This window comes from Pseudothermotoga elfii DSM 9442 = NBRC 107921 (genome assembly GCF_000504085.1).
GTDB lineage: Bacteria > Thermotogota > Thermotogae > Thermotogales > DSM-5069 > Pseudothermotoga_B > Pseudothermotoga_B elfii.
Genome location: NC_022792.1, coordinates 1,473,525 through 1,492,952, shown reverse-complemented (window position 1 = coordinate 1,492,952; position 19,428 = coordinate 1,473,525). Strand labels below are relative to the sequence as shown.

Below are 19,428 nucleotides of genomic sequence, written 5' to 3'. Positions count from 1 at the left end.
CGCATACCCCCTTTTGATGAAATTAAGTTCTAAGCGGTTTTTTCGCTTAGATCCAATATCACTCCGTTGTTTAGAACATCACTGTTATTCCTCTCTTGCTAAGCTTATTCGATATATCTGACGGCAAAGGTTGATCGGTAATGATGGCTTTGAAAACATCTATGTCCGATACTCTTATGAATGCATTCTTGTTGAATTTTGTGTGATCAACCAGAAGATAACTACTTCTCGCTAATTCAATCATTTTCCGCTTTACAGCCACTTCAAAATTCGACGAATTGAACACACCATCAAGATTCCAGGCATCAGCCGCTATGAAGGCCTTGTCTGTTCTGAATGCCTCCAGAAATTCGACTGTCTCAGCGCCACCAATGGAGTAATATCCTGGGCGAACTTCTCCACAAGCTACAATTGTCTTGATTTGCGGCTGTTCTGCTAACGATTCTGCGATCCTAACATCCACCGTTACAATCCTCAGACCTCTCTTGCTCCTGAGCATCTTTGCAAAGTAGTAGACGGTAGTTCCCGAGTCAAGAAAGATTGTGTCTCCATTTTCGACCAGTTTCAGAGCCATCCGAGCTATTTTCTTCTTCTCTTCAGCCATTTGTGAAATCTTTAGGTCAAACATTGGTTCAAATCCGGATTTTTCAAGCGAATAGACTACCCCGCCATGCACCTTCTTTATTGGTGAGTTTGCATCTGAGCAAAGATTGTTTATGTCTCTTCTAATAGTTATCTCTGATACACCAAGTGCTTCAGCAAGATATTTTGTTGAAGCATTCCCTTCTGCTAAGAGAATTTCAAATATCCTCTGTAACCTTTCCGCTTTGTTCATTACACGCCACCCTTTAATATCATATCGATCACACATCTGATCATTTTTGATCCTTACACGATCATTATACTTCTAGACTAACACGTTTGTCAAGCAGGAGGCGTCATTCACTTTTGTTTCCTATGTCAATCATTTCATTAGAGTCATGAAAAAGTCGAGTGTGTAACTGTTATGAGAAAAACAAAAAGATAGGTATAAATCATGTGAGATCTACAACATCACAAACTTTGAAACAAAAAATAGATCAAGAGGAAAGGTTACTGATCATCTTGGAAGCTACACTTATGTCTACGAAATCTCAAATGAAACTGTCTAAAAGCCTGAAAGCATCGAACATAGAAAATCAGTGATTTAATAAACCATGAGGGGACAAATGATGAGAAGACTTGGAATAGTTGACTTTGGCGCTGCTGCAGTGATTACCGCATTGCCAATGATTATCTTTGCTCTGCTCGTGCAAAATAATCTGGTTCGTGGGCTGGCAGCGGGGAGCGTTAAAGGATAATCATTTCACATCATTAATTTCTGAGTAAGGAAACCATCTTTGAGCAAAAAGATCTTATTTGTAAAGTCATGGATATATTTTAAGTTGTGCGAAGTTATAACAACAGGTTTTTTAGAGTCTTTCCACTTTGAGAGTATTTTCTTAAGATTTTCTTTTCCCAGTTTATCCAGACCAGAGAATGGTTCATCAAGAAATAGAAAAAAAGGATCATGAGCGATTGCGGACGCAATTGCCACCTTTCGCGCTTCCCCACCTGACAGATCAAAGGGATTTCTTAAAAGTATTTTCTTATCAAGACCAACAAAGCTTGCTGCTTTTTCAACACGAGCTTTTATTCCATTTAATCCAAAATTTTTTGATGCGAACGCTATTTCTTCAAAAACAGTTTCACAGCAAAACTGATCTTCCGCATATTGCATAACATAACCTATTTTCTGATAATAATGTTCATCTTTTTTTATAGGTTGACCGTTTATCACAACAGTGCCAGATGACGGATTTAAAATACCCGCCATTATTTTCAAAAGAGTAGTTTTTCCAGATCCGCTTCTGCCGGTTATAGCTATGAAATCCCCCTGTGAAATTTCCATATTCACTTTCTGAAGGATTTTTCTTGAACTGTCATAGGAGAAATCAATATTTTTCAGGTTTAATTGAAACATCCCGGTCTCTCCACATCAGGAAAATCTTTTTCGAGAAACTCTTTAATCTCTCCTTCAAAATCGATTTTTCCGTTGTTCAGGTGGATTATCCAGTTTGAAGTATCAAGAAACTGCTCTAAATCATGAGTGGAGACCAGTATTGTTATACCAGAATCATTCAGGTCTTTCAAGCATTGTTTTATCTGTTTTGAATCCTGCTCATCGAGCATAGAAGTTGGTTCATCGAGAAACAAATATTTTGGTTTAAGGACAGTGACAGAAGCAGTAGCAAGCTTTTGAAGCTGCCCGGCAGAAAGTGTGGCTGGGTCCTTTTCTTTCAATTCGTACAGTCCAAAAGATTTCAAAGTTTTTTCTACCTCTTTTATCATCCGGTTTCTTTCCATGCCAATATTTTCGAGACCGAATGCTATATCTTCTTCAACAGTGGTACCTACAATCTGATTTAGTGGGTTATGGAAGACATATCCGCACAGGTATCTCAGATCATTTTGTGACAATTCTTTTTTGTCAAACATTATCTTTCCTTTTTGAATGGGTAACAGGCCACAAAGAATTTTCAATAAAGTTGTTTTCCCAGAAGCGTTTGCGCCTACGATGAGGACGAAGCTCCCATCTTTAATTTTGAAGGTAACTCTATCAAGGGCTTTTATGTTTCCATAATAGAAAGTTAAATCAATTATTTCAAGCACCTTTCAACCTCACTGATTTGTATATTCTTATTCCGCCTTCTTTACAGATATCTTCAACATTTCCGAAAGTTTCCTGCATTGCTTTCTTTATATAAGAACCACCCTTGTTGTGATAAGCAACAACCTGAAGAGAACCTTTTTCATTCAAGTGTTTGATTGATTCGTAGATCATTCTCAGCACAGTTGCCTTTCCGGCTGCCATGGGAGGGTTCAATAATATCACATCGAATTTTTCTTCTTGCCATGGATCGTAAAATGATCCACATTTTATGGTAACATCGACGTTGTTATCTTTTGCATTTATTCTGGCGAATTCCACAGCTCTTTCATTTACATCATTCATGTAAACTTCACTGTCTGGATATTCACCTTTCACGACAATTCCCACAACGCCATAACCACAACCAAGATCAAGCACTTTTTTACCATGTACAATAGCATGTTCAACGAGAATTTTTGTGGCTTTGTCTACCTTACCAAAACTGAAAACACCCGAAGGCGTCTTGAATTTATAGATTCTCCCATTTTTTAATTTTAAATTAGCTGTTCTGATTTTTAGTACGCTATTTGGTTTTCTGGTATAGTAGTGATCCATAGCTATCAAAGGGGCCCTTAAAGGCCCCAATATTATTTCTCCTTACTGGCAAGAGTAGCCTGCGCAGCTGCTAATCTTGCTACGGGAACTCTATAAGGTGAACAGCTCACATAATCAAGACCTGCTTTATGGAAGAAACTAATAGATCGTGGGTCTCCTCCATGTTCGCCACATACGCCGACTTTGAGGTTGCTTCTTGCTGATTTTCCTTTTCTGGTTCCCATCTCTACTAATGCGCCAACGCCTTCATAATCGAGAGTTTTGAATGGGTCATGCTCGAGTATGCCTTTTTGCAAATATTCGGGCAGGAACTTGCCAACATCATCTCTACTGAATGCAAAAGTCATCTGAGTTAAGTCATTTGTACCAAAACTGAAAAACTCGGCTTCTTTAGCAATTTCATCAGCTGTTATTGCTGCTCTTGGAACTTCAATCATTGTACCTATTTTGTAATCAATGTGGACATTTGCTTCTTTTATCATTTGATCCGCTACTTCCTTGATTATTTTTTTGAGAAAGACCAGTTCGTTTATATGTCCAACAAGTGGGATCATTATTTCTGGTACAACATCAAGATTTGATTCTTTTTTCAGCTCTATTGCTGCACCAATGATTGCTTTAGTTTGCATAACAGCTATTTCAGGATAAGTTATAGTCAATCTACAACCTCTGTGTCCGAGCATGGGATTGAGTTCGCTCAAAGAGATTACAACATCTTTTAATTCCTTGGATGAGATTCCAAGATCTTTTGCTGTTGCTTCTATCTGCTCATCGTCGTGAGGTAGAAATTCGTGGAGCGGTGGGTCGATAAGTCTTATTGTTACTGGATATCCTGCCATTGCCTTGAATAGACCCTTGAAGTCTTCTTTTTGAAGTGGAAGGAGTTCTTCTAATGCTTTTTCTCTTCCTTCTTTTGTTTTAGCAACAATCATTTTTCTGACTTTTGGTATTCTATCTTTTTCAAAGAACATGTGTTCTGTTCTACACAGTCCGATTCCCTCTGCCCCAAACTTCCTGGCTACTTCGGCATCCCTTGGTATGTCTGCGTTTGCCCTTACTCCCAATCTTCTTATTTCATCTGCCCACTCCAGTAATTTTGCTACTTCGCCTTCTAAACCAACAGGTTTAATTGTCGGAATTTTTCCGAGCAGTATCTCCCCGGTAGAGCCATTTATTGAGATCCAGTCTCCTTCTCTTACCACAGTATCGTTTACCCTGAAGAAACCTTCTTCTTCTTTAACTTCAACTGTTTCGGCTCCAACAACAGCAGGTTTACCTATACCGCGAGCCACAACTGCTGCATGAGATGTCATCCCGCCTCTCGACGTTAATATTCCCTGAGCAAAAGCCATTCCTCCAACATCTTCCGGGCTTGTCTCGGGTCGGACGAGAATAACCTGCTCGCCTTTTCGCCCTAACTCTTCGGCTTTCGATGAATCGAAAATCACAACTCCTGTGGCTGCGCCGGGGGATGCAGGTAAGCCCTTGGCTATAGATTTAGCCTGAGATAATGCTTTTTCATCAAATCTTGGGTGGAGCACTCTTTCGACATCTTCTGTTTTTACGCGCATTACAGCTTCTTCTTTGTTAATTAATCCTTCGTGAACCATATCTACAGCAATCTTTATCGCGGCTTTTGACGTTCTTTTACCGTTTCGTGTTTGGAGCATGTAAAGCTTTCCTTCTTCGATTGTGAATTCTATATCTTGCATGTCTTTGTAGTGTTTTTCGAGTTTTTTCATTATTCCAATCAGTTCATCATAAACGTTTGGCATCAATCTTTTGAGTTCGTCAAGTGGAAGAGGAGTTCTTATACCAGCAACTACATCTTCTCCCTGTGCGTTCTGCAAAAATTCACCGTATATCTCGTTTTCGCCAGTATTAGGATTTCTCGTGAAAGCCACACCTGTGCCTGATTTCTCTCCCATATTTCCAAAAACCATGGCAACTATATTTACCGCAGTTCCAAGCATCTGGTCTTCTCTAATGTTGTTTATCTCCCTGTATTTTATTGCACGCTCACTCATCCAGCTACCGAAAACGGCATCAATAGCAAGCCATAGTTGTTCTTCTACATTCTGTGGGAATTGCTTGTTTTCTTCTTCATAGATCTTTTTATAAAGTTCTACAAGTTTTTTAAGGTCGTTTTCATCAAGTTCGACATCAAGTTTTACGCCTTTAGCTTTTTTCATGTTATCGAGAGCTGTTTCAAATTTGTGTTTTGGAATACCGAGAGCTGTGTCACCAAGCATCTGAAGGAATCTTCTATAGGCGTCGTATGCAAAGCGAGGATTGCTCGTCATTTTTGCAAGACCTTCGACAGTCTTATCATTTAATCCAAGATTTAGGATTGTGTCCATCATTCCAGGCATCGAGACAGCTGCTCCGGATCTTACAGAAACAAGAAGAGGTTTCTCTGGATCTCCAAAACCCTTTCCTGTTGCTTCTTCCAATTTCTTCATCGCGTTTTTTACTTCTTCTCTCAAACCATCAGGATATGTACGATTGTTCTGATAAAAATATTTACACACCTCAGCAGAAATCGTGAAACCAGGCGGGACAGGTATACCAAGATTCGTCATTTCAGCAAGGTTCGCGCCTTTTCCACCGAGGATATCTTTCATCCCGGCTTTACCTTCGGCTACTCCATTTGCAAAAAAATAGACAAATTTTTTTGCCATCACAGCACCTCCTCATTTTAGATACCAATTTACAGTAAAAATTTTATCATTGACAGAGCTTGTTAAAAGCAATATTGAGTCCACAGTTATGCCAGTCAGTTTTTCAAGAATTGGTGAGAAATCCACAAAGATGAAAAATGGCATATCTGATTTGTAAAAGCTCAATGCTTTTTCAAGAGAACCTTTTTCATTTTTGAACTGGGCTGGCATAGTTGAGTACACTTTCAGTCTGTCTGATTCACTTGTTATGTATATTCCTTCAAGATCTATATAGCGAATCCCTGAATCAACTTTTATCTGTCCATTTGTTGTCTGATTTAACTCTTCTATGCTGATTTTGCCTCCTACTACGGCATACAAAACAGGGTTTGGTATTTGTTGATCTTCTTCCGAGAACAAGAAAGCTTCAATCATATTCGAAATTTTTAAAGAGAGGGCAAATTGGCCAGTAAGTTTGTCGGAAAGCTCTGTTAATTCTTCGAATTGTCCTTCTAAGTTTTCTGTCTTTGTCCCCTCGGGGAGAAAGGTTTCCATGTTTGAAAAGAGATTTGAATATGTAGAAGATAAATTCAAACTCTGATAAAGTTTTGAAAGTACTGAGAAATTACCCACGTTGGCAAATATGAATATTTCTCCGCCAAGATTTGGATCAGTATACATATTGAATTCTTTCGTTGATTTCATACCTTTTAAAAGATCTCTTGCTTTATCATTTTCCGGATATATCGAGTATTCTCCCGATATCTTATCAGAAAAAACCTTGATAGTTCCTTTCAGCGAGAAAACTGAATCCTGCATAGAAATTCTGGGTGAAAATAGCACGGCCCAGACTGAGCTGTCGGAAAACTTTTCCAGTATTTCCTCGGGGATAGTTCCTCCGCCCTTTAAGCATTGTTCCAAAAATTCCTTATCAGTAGATATTAAGAGATAACTGCCGCTCACAGCCGCCTGGAAATTTGCCCCGAGTATTTCTGTAACTGCCTTTAAAAGTTTCAGAGCATTTGAGGAAGGCCCCACTATAATGGCAATGTTATCTTTTTTTGTGACGATCATGACATCTTTGCTTATTAAATCGGTCAATTGTTCTGCTGTTGCACCGTATTGAACAAGTGAGCTTGCAAGAAATCCCTGAATCATGGGCTCAATACCAAGACTGTTAGCCAGTATATCTACCAGCTGTGTATTTTTCGCAAGTGAGTAATGAGTAGCATTATCTTTTGCAATAAAAATCTGCTCATAGTCTATCGGAACAAATTGAGTGATCCCGTAAAGTGATGCGACTAACACAATAAAGAAAAAAAACAACAACTTTTTCATGACAATCCCTCCTGTTTGTTGACCTTTTCACTCAATAATACCACGAAAATGGCGATGAAGAATCTTTTACTCCCAAAAACGCTTTAAATCAAAGGTTTTCTCTCTGTTATACGGCTAAAGTTCTTTATAGAAGGCTATTTCAGATTCACAACAATCCGTTTTTTAGCCTTTCATCAGGGGGGACTTGAAATTACCATCAAAAAAGTGCTATGATTCGTAAAAGAGGGAGATGAAGTCTCCCAAATCCCAATAAAGGAGGGGGATGACGGATGAACAAGAAAGAACTCGTCGACAAAGTATCAAAAAAAGCTGGCCTTAAGAAGAAGGATGTTAAGAAAGTCGTTGACATGGTTTTTGACACTGTGACAGACGCTCTTGCAAAAGGCGAAAAGGTTCAGCTTGTTGGCTTTGGGAGTTTTGAAGTAAGGAAAGCAGCTCAGAGAAAAGGAGTCAATCCACAAACCAAGAAGCCTATAACTATTCCTTCAAGAAAAGTCCCGAAGTTCAAACCTGGTAAAGCTCTCAAAGAGAAGGTTAAATGAGAGAGTGTGGGGGGCTTTGACTGCCCCCTTTTATTTTCCCACACAAAAATCTTTGAATATCCTATCAAGCAGATCGTCTGTATAATCTGTCCCAAGTAGCTTATCAATACTGCCCAAAGCCTCTTTAACTTTTTGAGCAACTATATCCAGAGGCAGCTTTTTTTTGAATGCTTCTATTGAATCTGATAATTCTTTTCTACAACTTGCGAGGTATTCATATTGCCTTTGGGTGGTTATGTACCCATCGGTTTGTTGAATAAGATCCTTCACAGATTTTATTATTTCTTCCTCTAAACGCTGTATACCTTCCTTTTTTAAAGCTGAGATGGTCAATACATGTGTGTTAGTTCCCAAGATTTTTTTTAGTTCTTCTCGATCTATTAAATCTGTTGCATCGATTTTATTTATAACAACTATGTACTTCTTTTCTTTTATAAGGCTCAGTATTTTTTTGTCGTTTTCGTCTACCGGTGTGGTTGCATCAAGGACAAAAAGGATTAAATTCCCTTCATCAGCAGCTTTTATAGCCCTTTCGACACCTATTTTTTCGACTTCATCATGAGAATGTCTTATACCAGCAGTGTCAATCAAAGTGAAGGAAATTCCATTTATCATCAACGGAACTTCTATTAAGTCTCTCGTTGTTCCGGGTATGTCTGTTACTATAGCCCGTTCCTCTTTTACTAAAGTGTTCAGCAAGGTAGATTTTCCAACATTCGGTTTTCCAATAATTACTACTTTAATACCGGATGATAAAATAAGTCTGTTCTGAGCGTTTTTGAGAATTTCCTCAATTTGCAAAATAGCATCGTTTAGTTCCTTTTCTATCAAATAGGGATCTGTCAGGATTTCGTCTGGGTAATCAAACTCTACCTCTATTTTTGCAAGTGTTCCAAGCAATGTTTCTCTCAATTTATGAACAATTTCGGATAGCCTTCCTGCAAGATTTGCGGCAACAAGTTTAACTGTTTTGCGTGAAGAAGCTTCTATAATTTGCTTTACAGCCTCTGCTTTTGTCAAATCAATTTTTCCATTAAGAAAAGCTCTTCTCGTAAATTCACCCGGTTCAGCAGGCCTTGCACCGTGAGAAATTAGAGTATCAAGAATAGATTGGGTTACAGCTATTCCGCCGTGGCACATTATTTCAATCATATCTTCTCCGGTATATGAGTTTGGCGATTTATAGAAAATCACCATTACTTCGTCGAGTATTGTTCCATCAGAGTCTTTAACATAGTTGTGAAAAGCTTTTCTTGGTTCAATTTTTGTTTTCCTAAGCAAGACATTCTGACATATTTGCCAAGATTTGCTGCCACTCATTCTAATTACTGATATAGCACCAGTTCCTATTGGTGTTGAGATTGCAACTATTGTGTCCGGCAAATATTTTACCCTCCCAAGTACTCTTTCACTATTTTATTAACCAGTTTTCCATCAGCTTTTCCCTTCACTTGTGGCATTATCAATTTCATAGCTGTGCCCAGGTCCTTCGGATTCGAAAGATTGTTTTGCCGGATGATTTTCATGACTAATTGTCTTATTTCGTCTTCACTCATTTGTTCTGGTAGATACGAATTGATAATATCTAATTCTTCCTGCTCTTCTGATACAAGATCATTCCTTCCAGCTTGTTTGTACATATCAATTGACTCTATTCTCTTTTTGGCTTCTTTGATCATAATTTGAACAATTTCTTCGTCGGTGGCCTGTGCCATCTTTTCTACTTCAAAGTTCTTGATAGCAGACATAAGTAATCTCACAGTTCTGATTTTTGCTTCGTTTCTGTTCTTCATAGCATCTTTCAAGTCGAAAGCTAACCTTTCTTTTAGAGTCATTTTACCAGCCTCCTGTTTTTTCAGTCCTGATAATTTTTATACACTCGTTGTATAATAATTACAGATGAATAAAGTGTGAACTACCTCCGCTTTTAGAAACGAAGGCTTCCTGCTTCATCGACCAGACTTGCCTTGCGGTAGAGGTCCAGTCTCCACAGGCGTCAATTCGGGCTGTTCCATCCCTACTAATTGGTTATATAAATCTAATCCATACTCTCTCAAGTTTATTGCAGCGTTTTCATCTCTATCGTGAGTTGTTCCACATTTAGGGCATGTCCAGACGCGGTCTTTCAATTCAAGTTCTTTGTTAATGTATCCGCATATACTACATGTTTTTGAAGAAGGAAAAAATTGACCTGCTTCTATTACTTTTACATCATACATGTCTGCTTTATATTTTAGAAAACTTATAAACTTTGACCATGAATTATCAAGGATGTGTTTGGCAAGTTTTGTTCTTGTCAGTCCTTTAATATTTAATCCTTCAACCACCACGACTTGGTTATCGTCTATGATGGTCTTTGACAATTTATGAAGAAAATCTTCTCTTGCGTTTCTTATATATTCATGCTTTTTGGCAAGCACTATTCTTGCTTTTTCATAGTTTTTCGAATTCCGTTGTTTTCTTGATAACTGCCTTTGTAATCTTTTTAGTCGTTTTTCGTTTTTAATAAGGTATTTTGGATATTCAATCTTCACAATTCCTGTATCAGTTGCGATTGTAGCAAAGCTTATAATTCCAACGTCTATTCCACATATTAGATTTTTCTTGTTATTGTTGTAATCTTGCTTTGGTTCTTCTTCAACAAGCACGCTAACATAATACTTCCCTGTTTTTGTTTTTGAAATTGTTACTGACTTTATAGTTCCTTCAAATGTTCTGTGCTGTTTCATTCTTATTAGTGTTTTTAGTTTTGGTATTTTCAGATACTCGGCAATAAGCATTACTGTTCCGTTTTGGTTGTTTGTAGTAAAAGATTGTTTGTCTTTTTTCTTTTTGAATTTCGGTATTCCAAACATTTTTCTATTTTTGAAGTGATTTCTGAATGCTTGCTCTTGTTGTAACTGTACATTAGCAAGTGCAAGACTATCTACTTCCCTTAGAAAAGGAAATTCCTCTTTATATTTGGCAGGAGTTATTCTTGGAAGTCTTTCACCGCGTTCCAAAGCTTGCAATTTTTCTTCAAGTATTTTATTCCAAACAAATCTACAGCTGCCAAAGGTTTTTTCAAAAAATTCTCTTTGTTCCTTTGTCGGATAAATTCTGTACTTATAGGCTCTGAGCACTCTTAGCACCTTGACTTTCGATGTATTTTCTAATTATCTCAATTGGTACTCCAGCTGTCGATATCAAACAATAGCTTCTGGACCAAAAATTTCCTTTCCAAAGCTTTTTTCTAATTTCTGGAAATTCTTTCTTTATAAGTCTTGATGAAGCACTTTTGTAGGCGTTTATGAATTTTGAAAGTTGCGTTGTTGGAGTAGCTTTAAATAAGACGTGTACGTGGTCTCTGTCATGATTCCATTCCAACAGTGTTATGTTATAGCTCGGTTGGATATACTCAAATATTTCTTTGAGTCTTTTAGAAATTTGGTCAGTAATCACATCACGTCTATATTTTATTACCAGCACAAGATGATAATGTAAAAGAAATACTGAATGTTTATTAGTATCTAACTTCATAATCGTCACCTATATCATTATATACCGAAACTGATTTTTGTCAATACTTTTTCTCCAACAATTCATCTCCATCTTCTATAAGATGGAGACTTCTTGTCGGATTTCTTGTTAAAGTAGAAGTAGGACAATTTGATGTACAGGCTATTATAAATCCCAACATTCGAAGAGCAGAGTATCAGAATGGTGTGATGAAAGACTTTGACAGTATAAAGGAATACGTAAAGATAAGAGATAACTATCAATGTCATTATAAAGATTTAAGATCTGATATACAATGTTCAGAAAAACTAACAGCAGACCATATAATACCGCGTAGTAAAGGCGGGACAGATAATCCAACCAATTTAGTCTGTTGTTGTGAGACTCATAATATGGCAAAGGGGAATATGTCGTATGAAGAGTTTACAGGGAAAAAGTTACCGAAAATAAGAGATTTTCGGTCAACAGTTTTTATGAATGTTTTAAGAGATTATCTTGTGCCTAAATTACAAAAAATAGCGTATACATTTGGGTTATATACTAAAAGGACAAGAAGAGAGTGGGGGTTAGAGAAATCGCATATTAATGATGCTATTGCTATTACAGGGATAAGGCCAAAGAAGCAAGATGATGTGTGGTATTATTGTGAAGCAAGTTAGGAAAAAGAAACGTAGTTTGCATGAAGAAATTCCTCGTAAAGGTAGAAGTCAACCTAATAGAGAAGCAAAAAGAAACAGTAAGAACACAAAAGAAATAGTAACAAGAAAAAAGAAATGGTGTTTATGGGACAAGGTGTATATACCAGAACTACAAATAGCAGGGTTTATAAGCGGTTTTACAGGAAAGTGGGTATATGTGCAGAATATTTATGGTGAGTATCTGCAAGTTTCAGGCAAATACAAACAGATAAATTCAGAAAAACTCAATCTGATATGTAGAAACAATAGCTATATTTGTCAGCAATTCATCTCCATCTTCTATAAGATGGAGACTTCTTGCTAAATTTTTGTTAAAGAGGAGGTGAAACAATGAATGAACAGACGAAATTGGTGCTCAAATATGCCCTTGCACGCGAGATAGAAGGCAGAAATTTTTATAAAGACTGGCTTTCCAAATTAAGCAATTCTCAATTGAAGGACATATTCAAACAACTTGCAGAGATGGAACAGGCGCACGCCGAGTATATAGAATCTCTTTTAAAAGATGAAATTGATGCAGGATTATCTTTTCAAGGTTCACAATATTTTGAAAATAGAAAACTTCAGGAGATAGGAGAAAAAGATGAGTTTCTGACAGATCTGTCTGTTTTAAGAATGGCATATCTGATAGAACATGATTTTGCAAATTTTTACGAGAGTGCCGCTCAAAAAACAGATGATTTGAAGATGAAAGATTCGCTTATTTCTCTTGCTAACTGGGAAAAGGAACATAGAGATATGCTCAGAGAACTCTATGATGAATCAATGAAACAGTTCTGGGATGATCAGGGCTTTGTGCCTCTTTTTTAGATCAGTCTAAAACCTGAATTACCCTTAAATTTTTTTCTTTCGATATATCTACGACAGAACCATCTTGTAATCGAACAACAGGCCGAGTAATATGATTTTTTGTGTTTGCGACAACGACTGCTTTTTCGTTGTTGCTTAATAAAACTGTTGTTCCAATGGGATAAAGTCCCATAATTGATATGAAGGCAGACAAAACTTTCTTATCAATCTTTCCTACGGAGGCCATTCTTATTAACTCAGATATGGCTTTGTATGGTGACCATGGTGCTTTGTAAGATCTGTTTGAGATTAGAGCATCGTATATATCTGCAGCGGCAATAATTCTGGCTGGCAGTGATATACTATCTGATTTAAGCCCTCTTAGATAGCCTGTCCCATCAAGTTTTTCGTGATGATCTTTTACGCCACTCAGGACAAATTCATCTTCCACTTTGGACAATTTACATATTCTTTCTCCAAATTCAACATGTCGCTTTACGACCTCGAACTCATTTTGGGTAAGTCTTCTCGGAGCATACAGAATATCTTTAGGTACCATTATTTTTCCTACATCGTGGATAATGGCTGAAAAAGTCAGTCTTGCTATGTCGCTTATCTTAAGTCCCATCTCCATTGCTACAAGAGATGAAATTATTCCAACATGGACTTCATGAACATAAGTGTATTCTTCGTCATTTTCCTGAATAAGAAAAATCAAAGATATCTTGTCAGAAAAATTTTTCACCACGTTGTTCACAATTTCCTGCGAAAGATTTTCAATATTTTTTTTGTTTATGGTCATTTTTTCGCCTGCGGTTTTAAAAATATCTTTGATATCCTTCTTGATTTTATCTATTTTCTGTGATTCTATTACAGGTGGAATTGCTGGTGGTATCTTGACCCACAGGTATCTTACATTCGATTTTTTGAGGATTTCAATTTTTTCTGAATCGAGCATTTCCCCCATTTTGATTACCGGTGGCTGCTCCTTAGAAAGTTTTATAGTTTCCATACATATATCTCCGGGAAGCAAAGAATCTACCACTTTCCAGATAAGCTGACCTTCAGTTTGAGTCATAGCTCTTTCATCAACCTTTCTTCTCCATGTGGAATTATACAGGTCCAGTGCCATCTGTTTTCACAAATCTCTCGCCATAGATTTTGAACATGATTGTATTCAACAGATTCGATTTTTTCGAATAACCTTTCAATCGGTAGTGGTTCACTTCTTGATATGAGAAATTCGAGTACATAAGCAAACACACTCGGAACACTTTCTGTGATCATTTGAAGTTTTCCAATTAACCTCTTTTTGCCGTATTCAAAATAATGTTTTTCTATTGTGGCCCTTTTCAATATGGTGTTTATTTCCTGTACATATCTTGGAAACTTTTCAGTACTTGTAGATGCATAGATACCTATTAAAGAAGATTCTTTCCAGAAATTGCCAACTGTGTCAATTTCATAAACCAATCCAAGCTTTTCTCTTATCGTGTTGAATAATAAAGAGCTCATTCCACTTCCCAATAGAGTATTGAGAACGAGAAGGGCAGGATATCTCTTATCTTCAAGACCTATTTCGATTGGAGTTCCTGTAATCATGTGTACCTGAGTTATGTTCGATCTGGCTTCATAAGCATTGGAAGGATTGCTGAAATTCACTTTCAGGTTGTTTTCAGAAACGGGTTTATCATTTCTCAGGATATTCGCAATTGTTTTTAAGAGATCATCAGTTACCTTGCCCACGACAATAACCTTGATACTACCGTAGTGTTTCTGATGAAATTTTTTCAGCACATCGGCGTCGATTTTTTTCACCGTTTCTTCGTATCCACTGATCGGCCTGGAATAAGGTTCTTTTAATATACTCTCAGCAAACAGATCATGAACGCGAGTTAAATGATCTTCGTTATAGGATTTTATTTCCTCTATGACCACAGATTTCTCCAGATTTACCGCCTCTTCTTCGATGAGAGGGCTAAAGACAAGTTCTCCGAGTATGTCCACAGCTTTTTCAAAATGAAAGTATGGAACTCTGGCATAGTACACTGTGAAATCTTTTGTGGTGAACGCGTTTAAACTACCTCCGAAAACTTCCAGTTCATATTTCAGCGAGAACTCATCGTATCTTTTCGTACCTTTAAATACTATATGTTCCAGAAGGTGTGCGCAGCCTGCATATTCTTTGTCTTCAGATGTTGAACCTGCCGGAACAATGAATGCAATTGATACAGTTTCAACACCGTTTACCGGTACAATGTAGATCTTATTTGAATTTGTTTTTTTTATCTCAATTTGCATGCATAATCCTCCCTGTTTTACACAAAAAGCCAGCAAAATGCTGGCATTTGTTGGTTAAAGATTCTCTCTTAATTATCGTTTTTTCTATGTCTCTTGAATGAACGCTTCTCGCCATGCTTATGATCCGGAGAATCGGAAAATTCCTCGAGTTGAAGTCTTCCAAGATTATCTATGTTGCTAACTTTGACACGCATTGTTTCTCCTATTTTTACAGTTTTCAAGTCTGTTATAAGTTTGCTCTGGTGCAACAGTCCCACTTTTCCGGGAGATATTTCCACAAAAACACCAAAAGGTTCAATACGTGTCACTTTTCCACTAAATACGTCGCCAACGGAGATTTCTTTTAATATAGAATTAATCTGCTCAATAGCAGCATCTACTTTTTCCTCGTTGCCGCCGATCACACTTACTTTACCTGTGAGATCGTCAACCGAGATTTTAACATCATAGTCTTTTATCAGGGCTTTTATGATTTTTCCTCCCGGGCCAATTATCTCAGCCACTTTTGATGGATCTATTGATATTACTTTTATTACAGGGGCATACTTGGATAAAGTGTCTCTTGGTTTGGAAATCGTTTCGTAAAGTTTTTCAAGTACATATAATCTCGCTTCCTTAGCTTGATTTAAAGCTCTTTCAAGTAGATCGGCAGAAACTCCAGATACTTTGCAATCCATCTGAAATGCTGTTATACCATCGCGAGTACCTGCAACTTTGAAGTCCATATCTCCCCAGTGGTCTTCTGCGCCGAGAATGTCCGTCAAAACTATCTGCGAATCTTTTTCGAGTATCAACCCCATAGCTACACCGGCTACGTGTTTGCTAATTGGTACGCCGGCGTCCATAAGGGCGAGAGAACCAGAACACACTGTTGCCATCGAAGAAGAGCCATTGGATTCGAGAATCTCCGAAACAATACGAATTGTGTATGGAAATCTGTCTTCATCAGGTAATACAAATTTTAAAGCCCTTTCCGCCAGATGTCCGTGCCCAATTTCACGCCTGCTTGGTCCTCTAAGCGGTTTTACTTCACCTGTGGAGAAGGGAGGAAAATTATAATGGAGCATGAATCTTTTTGTTCCCTCTTCGAGTAGAGAATCTATTATCTGTTCATCCATTGGTGCCCCAAGAGTAACTATACCGAGACTCTGTGTCTCGCCTCTGGTAAACAACGCGGAGCCGTGAACTCGCGGAAGCAGGCCTGTTTCACAGGTTATTGGTCTTATATCTTTCGGTTTCCTCATATCCAGTCGAGTGCCTTCTTCCACTATGATTCTTCTCATTTTATACTTCAGTGCTTCTTCATATTTGTCTTTCAACAAAACTGACAATTCTTCGATTTTTTCAGTTCCATATCTGGCCTCTAAGATTTCATAGATTTTTTTGAAATACTCACTCAGAGCGTTGCTTCTTGCTTTTTTCCCTTGGATTAAAAGTCTTTCTCTCAATTCGTTGCCATCAAGCAATTGCGAAAATTCTTTTTCAATTTCTTCTGGCAAAGTTTTTTCCGCAATCTGTGCTTTTTCAATATTGAAATAGGAAAGAATTTCTTTCTCGAAATCAATGATTTGCTTGATAGCATCGTGTGCTTTGAGAAGAGCCTGAAGCATCTGAGACTCGCTGACTTCTTTTGCTTCACCTTCAACCATTGTTATGGTGTCTTCAGTACCAGCAACAACTATATCAAGCAGACTTTTTTGAAGCTGATCTTCAGTTGGAAACAGTACTATTTTTCCATCAACCAATCCCACTCTCACTGCCGCGACGATTCCATTGAATGGTATGTCTGATATGTTCAAAGCGAGCGAAGCAGCAAAAACACCAACTATATCCGGTGTGTTAACCGAGTCTGTCGATATAACTGTCACAACCACCTGAACTTCATTGCGCAGGTGTTTTGGGAAAAGAGGTCTTATTGGCCTGTCGATAGTTCTTGCCGAGAGTATAGCCATTTCGCTTGGTTTTCCTTCTCTTTTTATGAATCCTCCCGGTATTTTACCTGCGGCGTAAAATCTCTCCTGAAATTCAACAGTCAAAGGGACAAAATCGATCCCTTCTACTGCGGAATCAGACATGACAGCAGTTGCAAGGACTGTCGTATCGCCAATTCTGGCAACAACAGCACCATTGGCCTGTTTGGCCACTTTTCCATGTTCAACAATAAATTCTCTTCCAAGTATTTCGCGTTTCCAAGTTTTCAAATTAATCACCTCAACTTTTGCTTTGAAGAAACCAAAAGCGGGCAGATGCCCGCCTTTTATAAATTTTAACTTGTTAACCTCTAAGATTTAGTTTTTCAATCAGGGATTTATAGGACTCGGGATTTGATTTTCTCAAATATCTAAGGAGCTTTCTACGCCTTCCAACCATTTTCATTAGACCACGCCGAGAGTGAAAATCTTTTGGGTGGGCTTTTAAATGCTCAGTAAGGTGTCTTATTCTTGCCGTTAAAATAGCTACCTGTACCTCTGCAGATCCCGTGTCTTTCTCGTTGATTCTAAACTGTTCGATGATTTTCTTCTTCTCCTCTTGATTCATTAACTGCACCTCCATAGTCGAAGTCCACCAACCCAGGCAGGGTTCAGTCCCATGTCCAAGTTGGGGCTGGAGCGGGCGACGGGATTCGAACCCGCGACCCTCAGCTTGGGAAGCTGATGCTCTACCGCTGAGCTACACCCGCACAAAACATTTATACCACAGTTTCCGGGTACATGAACTTATCACAACAAAAATTAAACACACAGTCCATCTGATGAAACAATCTCAACAATTTTCTGTGCGTTGGCATTATCGAGAATGAAATTATAAAATCGATAAGCCTGTACATCCATTTGCCCTGTTTTGTCAAGAAAATAGTTTTTAACCTTTGCCCTAAGCTGTTCTTTTTCTTCTCTGCTCATCAGTGCTACTGATTGGACAATCTCAAAAATCCTTTTGTCTTCCCGACAAGCTCTTACAATCTCTTGAAGAACATCTTCCATTTCCTCAAGATTGTTTCTGAGTCACAAAGACTTTGAAGGACATTCCTGTTCGTGTTTCATTGTCGATTAACGCTTCGATGAATCCAGGAACCATGTAAATGTCTTTCCCACCCTCGTTCAAAAATCTTCTCGCTACAGCGATAGCTTTCACAGCCTGGTTAACAGCCCCCGCACCAATCGCTTGAATTTCGACTTTGTCTGCTTTTGAAAGGGCACCAGCAATAGCACCAGCTACTTTGTTTGGATTTGACCCTGAGCTCACCTTCAAAATCTCCATTCTACCAATCCTCCTTGGATTAAAGGATGTGCGCAATTATTTTACCACAATTTCATGGTATTTCAACCGCACGTAAATATTTTGTTGCCTCTTCTGGGGGCATCGGGTTTATATAAAATCCTGATCCCCACTCGAATCCAGCAACTTTCGTCAGGCGTGGCACGATTTCTAAATGCCAGTGATAATAATTCTTTCCTTCCCCTGTGTTTGGAGCCGTGTGAAGCATGAAATTGTAAGGTGGGTTGTCAAGGGCGCCGTATATTTTGTAGAGAGTGTTCTTGAGTATCTGCGAAAACGACTTAACCTCCTTGTCAAGGATGTTTCTGAAATCGTGTGAATGCCTTTTAGGTATAATCCATGTCTCGCATGGAAATCTTGCAGCAAAAGGCTCTATCGAAACGAAATCTTCATTTTCTTCAACTATTCTTTCTTGAAGCTGAAGTTCCTGATCTATTATGTCGCAAAAAACACATCTCTCTTTGTAAGAAAAATATTCCTGAGAACCGCTGAGTTCTTCTTGGACTCTTTTGGGGATTGTTGGAATTGCTATTAATTGACTGTGAGGGTGCTGAAGAGATGCGCCTGCATCACTACCGTGGTTTTTGAAAATCAGGACATACTGTATTTTTGAATCTTTCATTATCGTTTCAAATCTCTGCTTGTAAGCCCATATAACCTCTTCCACCTGTTTGTAATCCATCAATGCAAGGTGAGTGTTGTGATCTGGTGTCTCGATAATTACTTCATGGTAACCAAAGCCATCCATTGCGTCAAACATACCTACTCCATATTTTCTGGGCGTCAGGTCAGGGTTCACGGCGCCAAATTTATTGGGTACCACTCTTACCCACCAGCCAGGTGTATTTGGCGCGGTGTCGGCAGGTCTGAATGCAATTATCTCCGGCGGGGTAGTATGCTCGTTTCCGTAGTCAAATGGGCAAAAACCTGCTTTTTCTTCTACTTTCGGTTTGACAAAATCATGTGGCCGCTTTGCCCTCTCGGTAGCTATTATCACCCATCTTTTTATGACCGGATCTTTTCTGAACTCAGGCATTCTT

At 38.3% G+C, this 19,428-nt stretch carries 22 protein-coding genes and 1 tRNA gene; 5 read left to right on the top strand and 18 right to left on the bottom strand.

What is annotated here, in order from left to right; genetic code table 11:
• Positions 1-70: 70 nt before the first annotated feature.
• Positions 71-835 (bottom strand): DeoR/GlpR family DNA-binding transcription regulator, encoded by a 765-nt coding sequence (locus TEL01S_RS07235; protein WP_012003449.1) that lies wholly within the window; start codon positions 833-835, stop codon positions 71-73.
• Between the two features lie 373 nt (positions 836-1,208).
• Here TEL01S_RS07235 and TEL01S_RS11200 point away from each other — a divergent pair, with 373 nt between their 5' ends.
• A complete protein-coding gene (locus tag TEL01S_RS11200; protein WP_266105289.1) occupies positions 1,209-1,340 on the top strand; it encodes a hypothetical protein in 132 nt (43 codons plus the stop codon).
• A 5-nt stretch (positions 1,341-1,345) separates the two neighbouring features.
• On the opposite strand, the gene TEL01S_RS07230 is transcribed toward TEL01S_RS11200, so the two are convergent.
• The 5 genes from TEL01S_RS07230 to TEL01S_RS07210 are packed head-to-tail and all read right to left on the bottom strand — an operon-like array spanning position 1,346 to position 7,284.
• A complete protein-coding gene (locus tag TEL01S_RS07230; protein ID WP_038051574.1) occupies positions 1,346-2,002 on the bottom strand; it encodes an energy-coupling factor ABC transporter ATP-binding protein in 657 nt (218 codons plus the stop codon).
• Positions 1,990-2,691, bottom strand: coding sequence for an energy-coupling factor ABC transporter ATP-binding protein (locus tag TEL01S_RS07225; protein WP_012003447.1), 702 nt, complete (start codon positions 2,689-2,691; stop codon positions 1,990-1,992). The genes TEL01S_RS07230 and TEL01S_RS07225 overlap by 13 nt, the downstream gene beginning before the upstream one ends.
• Complete coding sequence (locus TEL01S_RS07220; RefSeq protein ID WP_038051828.1) at positions 2,684-3,286, bottom strand: class I SAM-dependent methyltransferase; 603 nt, start codon at positions 3,284-3,286, stop codon at positions 2,684-2,686. The genes TEL01S_RS07225 and TEL01S_RS07220 overlap by 8 nt, the downstream gene beginning before the upstream one ends.
• Positions 3,287-3,318: 32 nt before the next feature.
• Positions 3,319-5,967, bottom strand: coding sequence for a pyruvate, phosphate dikinase (ppdK, locus tag TEL01S_RS07215; protein WP_012003445.1), 2,649 nt, complete (start codon positions 5,965-5,967; stop codon positions 3,319-3,321).
• A gap of 12 nt (positions 5,968-5,979) precedes the next feature.
• Positions 5,980-7,284 carry a hypothetical protein gene (locus TEL01S_RS07210; protein ID WP_028843889.1) on the bottom strand — a complete coding sequence of 435 codons (1,305 nt, stop codon included), beginning with the start codon at positions 7,282-7,284 and terminating at the stop codon, positions 5,980-5,982.
• A gap of 269 nt (positions 7,285-7,553) precedes the next feature.
• Here TEL01S_RS07210 and hup point away from each other — a divergent pair, with 269 nt between their 5' ends.
• Positions 7,554-7,826 carry a DNA-binding protein HU gene (hup, locus tag TEL01S_RS07205; RefSeq protein WP_012003443.1) on the top strand — a complete coding sequence of 91 codons (273 nt, stop codon included), beginning with the start codon at positions 7,554-7,556 and terminating at the stop codon, positions 7,824-7,826.
• A gap of 30 nt (positions 7,827-7,856) precedes the next feature.
• Here the strand turns inward: hup and mnmE are convergent, their stop codons facing one another.
• The 4 genes from mnmE to tnpA form a co-directional block, all read right to left on the bottom strand.
• A complete protein-coding gene (gene mnmE / locus TEL01S_RS07200; RefSeq protein ID WP_012003442.1) occupies positions 7,857-9,209 on the bottom strand; it encodes a tRNA uridine-5-carboxymethylaminomethyl(34) synthesis GTPase MnmE in 1,353 nt (450 codons plus the stop codon).
• A gap of 5 nt (positions 9,210-9,214) precedes the next feature.
• Positions 9,215-9,661, bottom strand: coding sequence for a GatB/YqeY domain-containing protein (locus TEL01S_RS07195; RefSeq protein ID WP_012003441.1), 447 nt, complete (start codon positions 9,659-9,661; stop codon positions 9,215-9,217).
• A 114-nt stretch (positions 9,662-9,775) separates the two neighbouring features.
• The gene (locus tag TEL01S_RS07190; protein ID WP_012003440.1) at positions 9,776-10,948 is read right to left on the bottom strand and encodes an RNA-guided endonuclease TnpB family protein; all 1,173 of its coding nucleotides are present in this window, start codon (positions 10,946-10,948) and stop codon (positions 9,776-9,778) included.
• Positions 10,932-11,345: an IS200/IS605 family transposase gene (gene tnpA, locus TEL01S_RS07185; RefSeq protein WP_012003439.1), complete on the bottom strand. Its 414-nt coding sequence runs from the start codon at positions 11,343-11,345 to the stop codon at positions 10,932-10,934. Before tnpA ends, TEL01S_RS07190 begins: the two co-directional genes overlap by 17 nt.
• Before the next feature lie 188 nt (positions 11,346-11,533).
• Here tnpA and TEL01S_RS07180 point away from each other — a divergent pair, with 188 nt between their 5' ends.
• The 3 genes from TEL01S_RS07180 to TEL01S_RS07170 are packed head-to-tail and all read left to right on the top strand — an operon-like array spanning position 11,534 to position 12,832.
• A complete protein-coding gene (locus TEL01S_RS07180; protein ID WP_041426471.1) occupies positions 11,534-11,983 on the top strand; it encodes an HNH endonuclease in 450 nt (149 codons plus the stop codon).
• The gene (locus TEL01S_RS07175) at positions 11,970-12,326 is read left to right on the top strand and encodes a hypothetical protein (protein WP_028843890.1); all 357 of its coding nucleotides are present in this window, start codon (positions 11,970-11,972) and stop codon (positions 12,324-12,326) included. The genes TEL01S_RS07180 and TEL01S_RS07175 overlap by 14 nt, the downstream gene beginning before the upstream one ends.
• A 26-nt stretch (positions 12,327-12,352) precedes the next feature.
• Positions 12,353-12,832 (top strand): ferritin-like domain-containing protein, encoded by a 480-nt coding sequence (locus tag TEL01S_RS07170; RefSeq protein WP_028843891.1) that lies wholly within the window; start codon positions 12,353-12,355, stop codon positions 12,830-12,832.
• A 1-nt stretch (position 12,833) separates the two neighbouring features.
• On the opposite strand, the gene TEL01S_RS07165 is transcribed toward TEL01S_RS07170, so the two are convergent.
• The 8 genes from TEL01S_RS07165 to galT all read right to left on the bottom strand — a co-directional run bounded on the left by TEL01S_RS07165 (position 12,834) and on the right by galT (position 19,424).
• Complete coding sequence (locus tag TEL01S_RS07165; protein ID WP_232504352.1) at positions 12,834-13,943, bottom strand: HD-GYP domain-containing protein; 1,110 nt, start codon at positions 13,941-13,943, stop codon at positions 12,834-12,836.
• Positions 13,886-15,112, bottom strand: coding sequence for a M16 family metallopeptidase (locus TEL01S_RS07160; RefSeq protein WP_012003436.1), 1,227 nt, complete (start codon positions 15,110-15,112; stop codon positions 13,886-13,888). The genes TEL01S_RS07165 and TEL01S_RS07160 overlap by 58 nt, the downstream gene beginning before the upstream one ends.
• 68 nt (positions 15,113-15,180) lie before the next feature.
• The gene (locus tag TEL01S_RS07155; protein WP_012003435.1) at positions 15,181-17,313 is read right to left on the bottom strand and encodes a polyribonucleotide nucleotidyltransferase; all 2,133 of its coding nucleotides are present in this window, start codon (positions 17,311-17,313) and stop codon (positions 15,181-15,183) included.
• Positions 17,314-17,386: 73 nt separating this feature from the next.
• Positions 17,387-17,650 carry a 30S ribosomal protein S15 gene (gene rpsO / locus TEL01S_RS07150; protein WP_012003434.1) on the bottom strand — a complete coding sequence of 88 codons (264 nt, stop codon included), beginning with the start codon at positions 17,648-17,650 and terminating at the stop codon, positions 17,387-17,389.
• Positions 17,651-17,717: 67 nt separating this feature from the next.
• A tRNA-Gly gene (locus TEL01S_RS07145) sits at positions 17,718-17,792 on the bottom strand.
• Positions 17,793-17,844: 52 nt separating this feature from the next.
• Positions 17,845-18,093, bottom strand: coding sequence for a hypothetical protein (locus TEL01S_RS07140; protein ID WP_012003433.1), 249 nt, complete (start codon positions 18,091-18,093; stop codon positions 17,845-17,847).
• Positions 18,094-18,097: 4 nt separating this feature from the next.
• Positions 18,098-18,370 (bottom strand): stage V sporulation protein S, encoded by a 273-nt coding sequence (locus tag TEL01S_RS07135; RefSeq protein ID WP_012003432.1) that lies wholly within the window; start codon positions 18,368-18,370, stop codon positions 18,098-18,100.
• A gap of 52 nt (positions 18,371-18,422) precedes the next feature.
• The gene (gene galT / locus TEL01S_RS07130) at positions 18,423-19,424 is read right to left on the bottom strand and encodes a galactose-1-phosphate uridylyltransferase (protein ID WP_012003431.1); all 1,002 of its coding nucleotides are present in this window, start codon (positions 19,422-19,424) and stop codon (positions 18,423-18,425) included.
• Between the last annotated feature and the right edge of the window lie 4 nt (positions 19,425-19,428).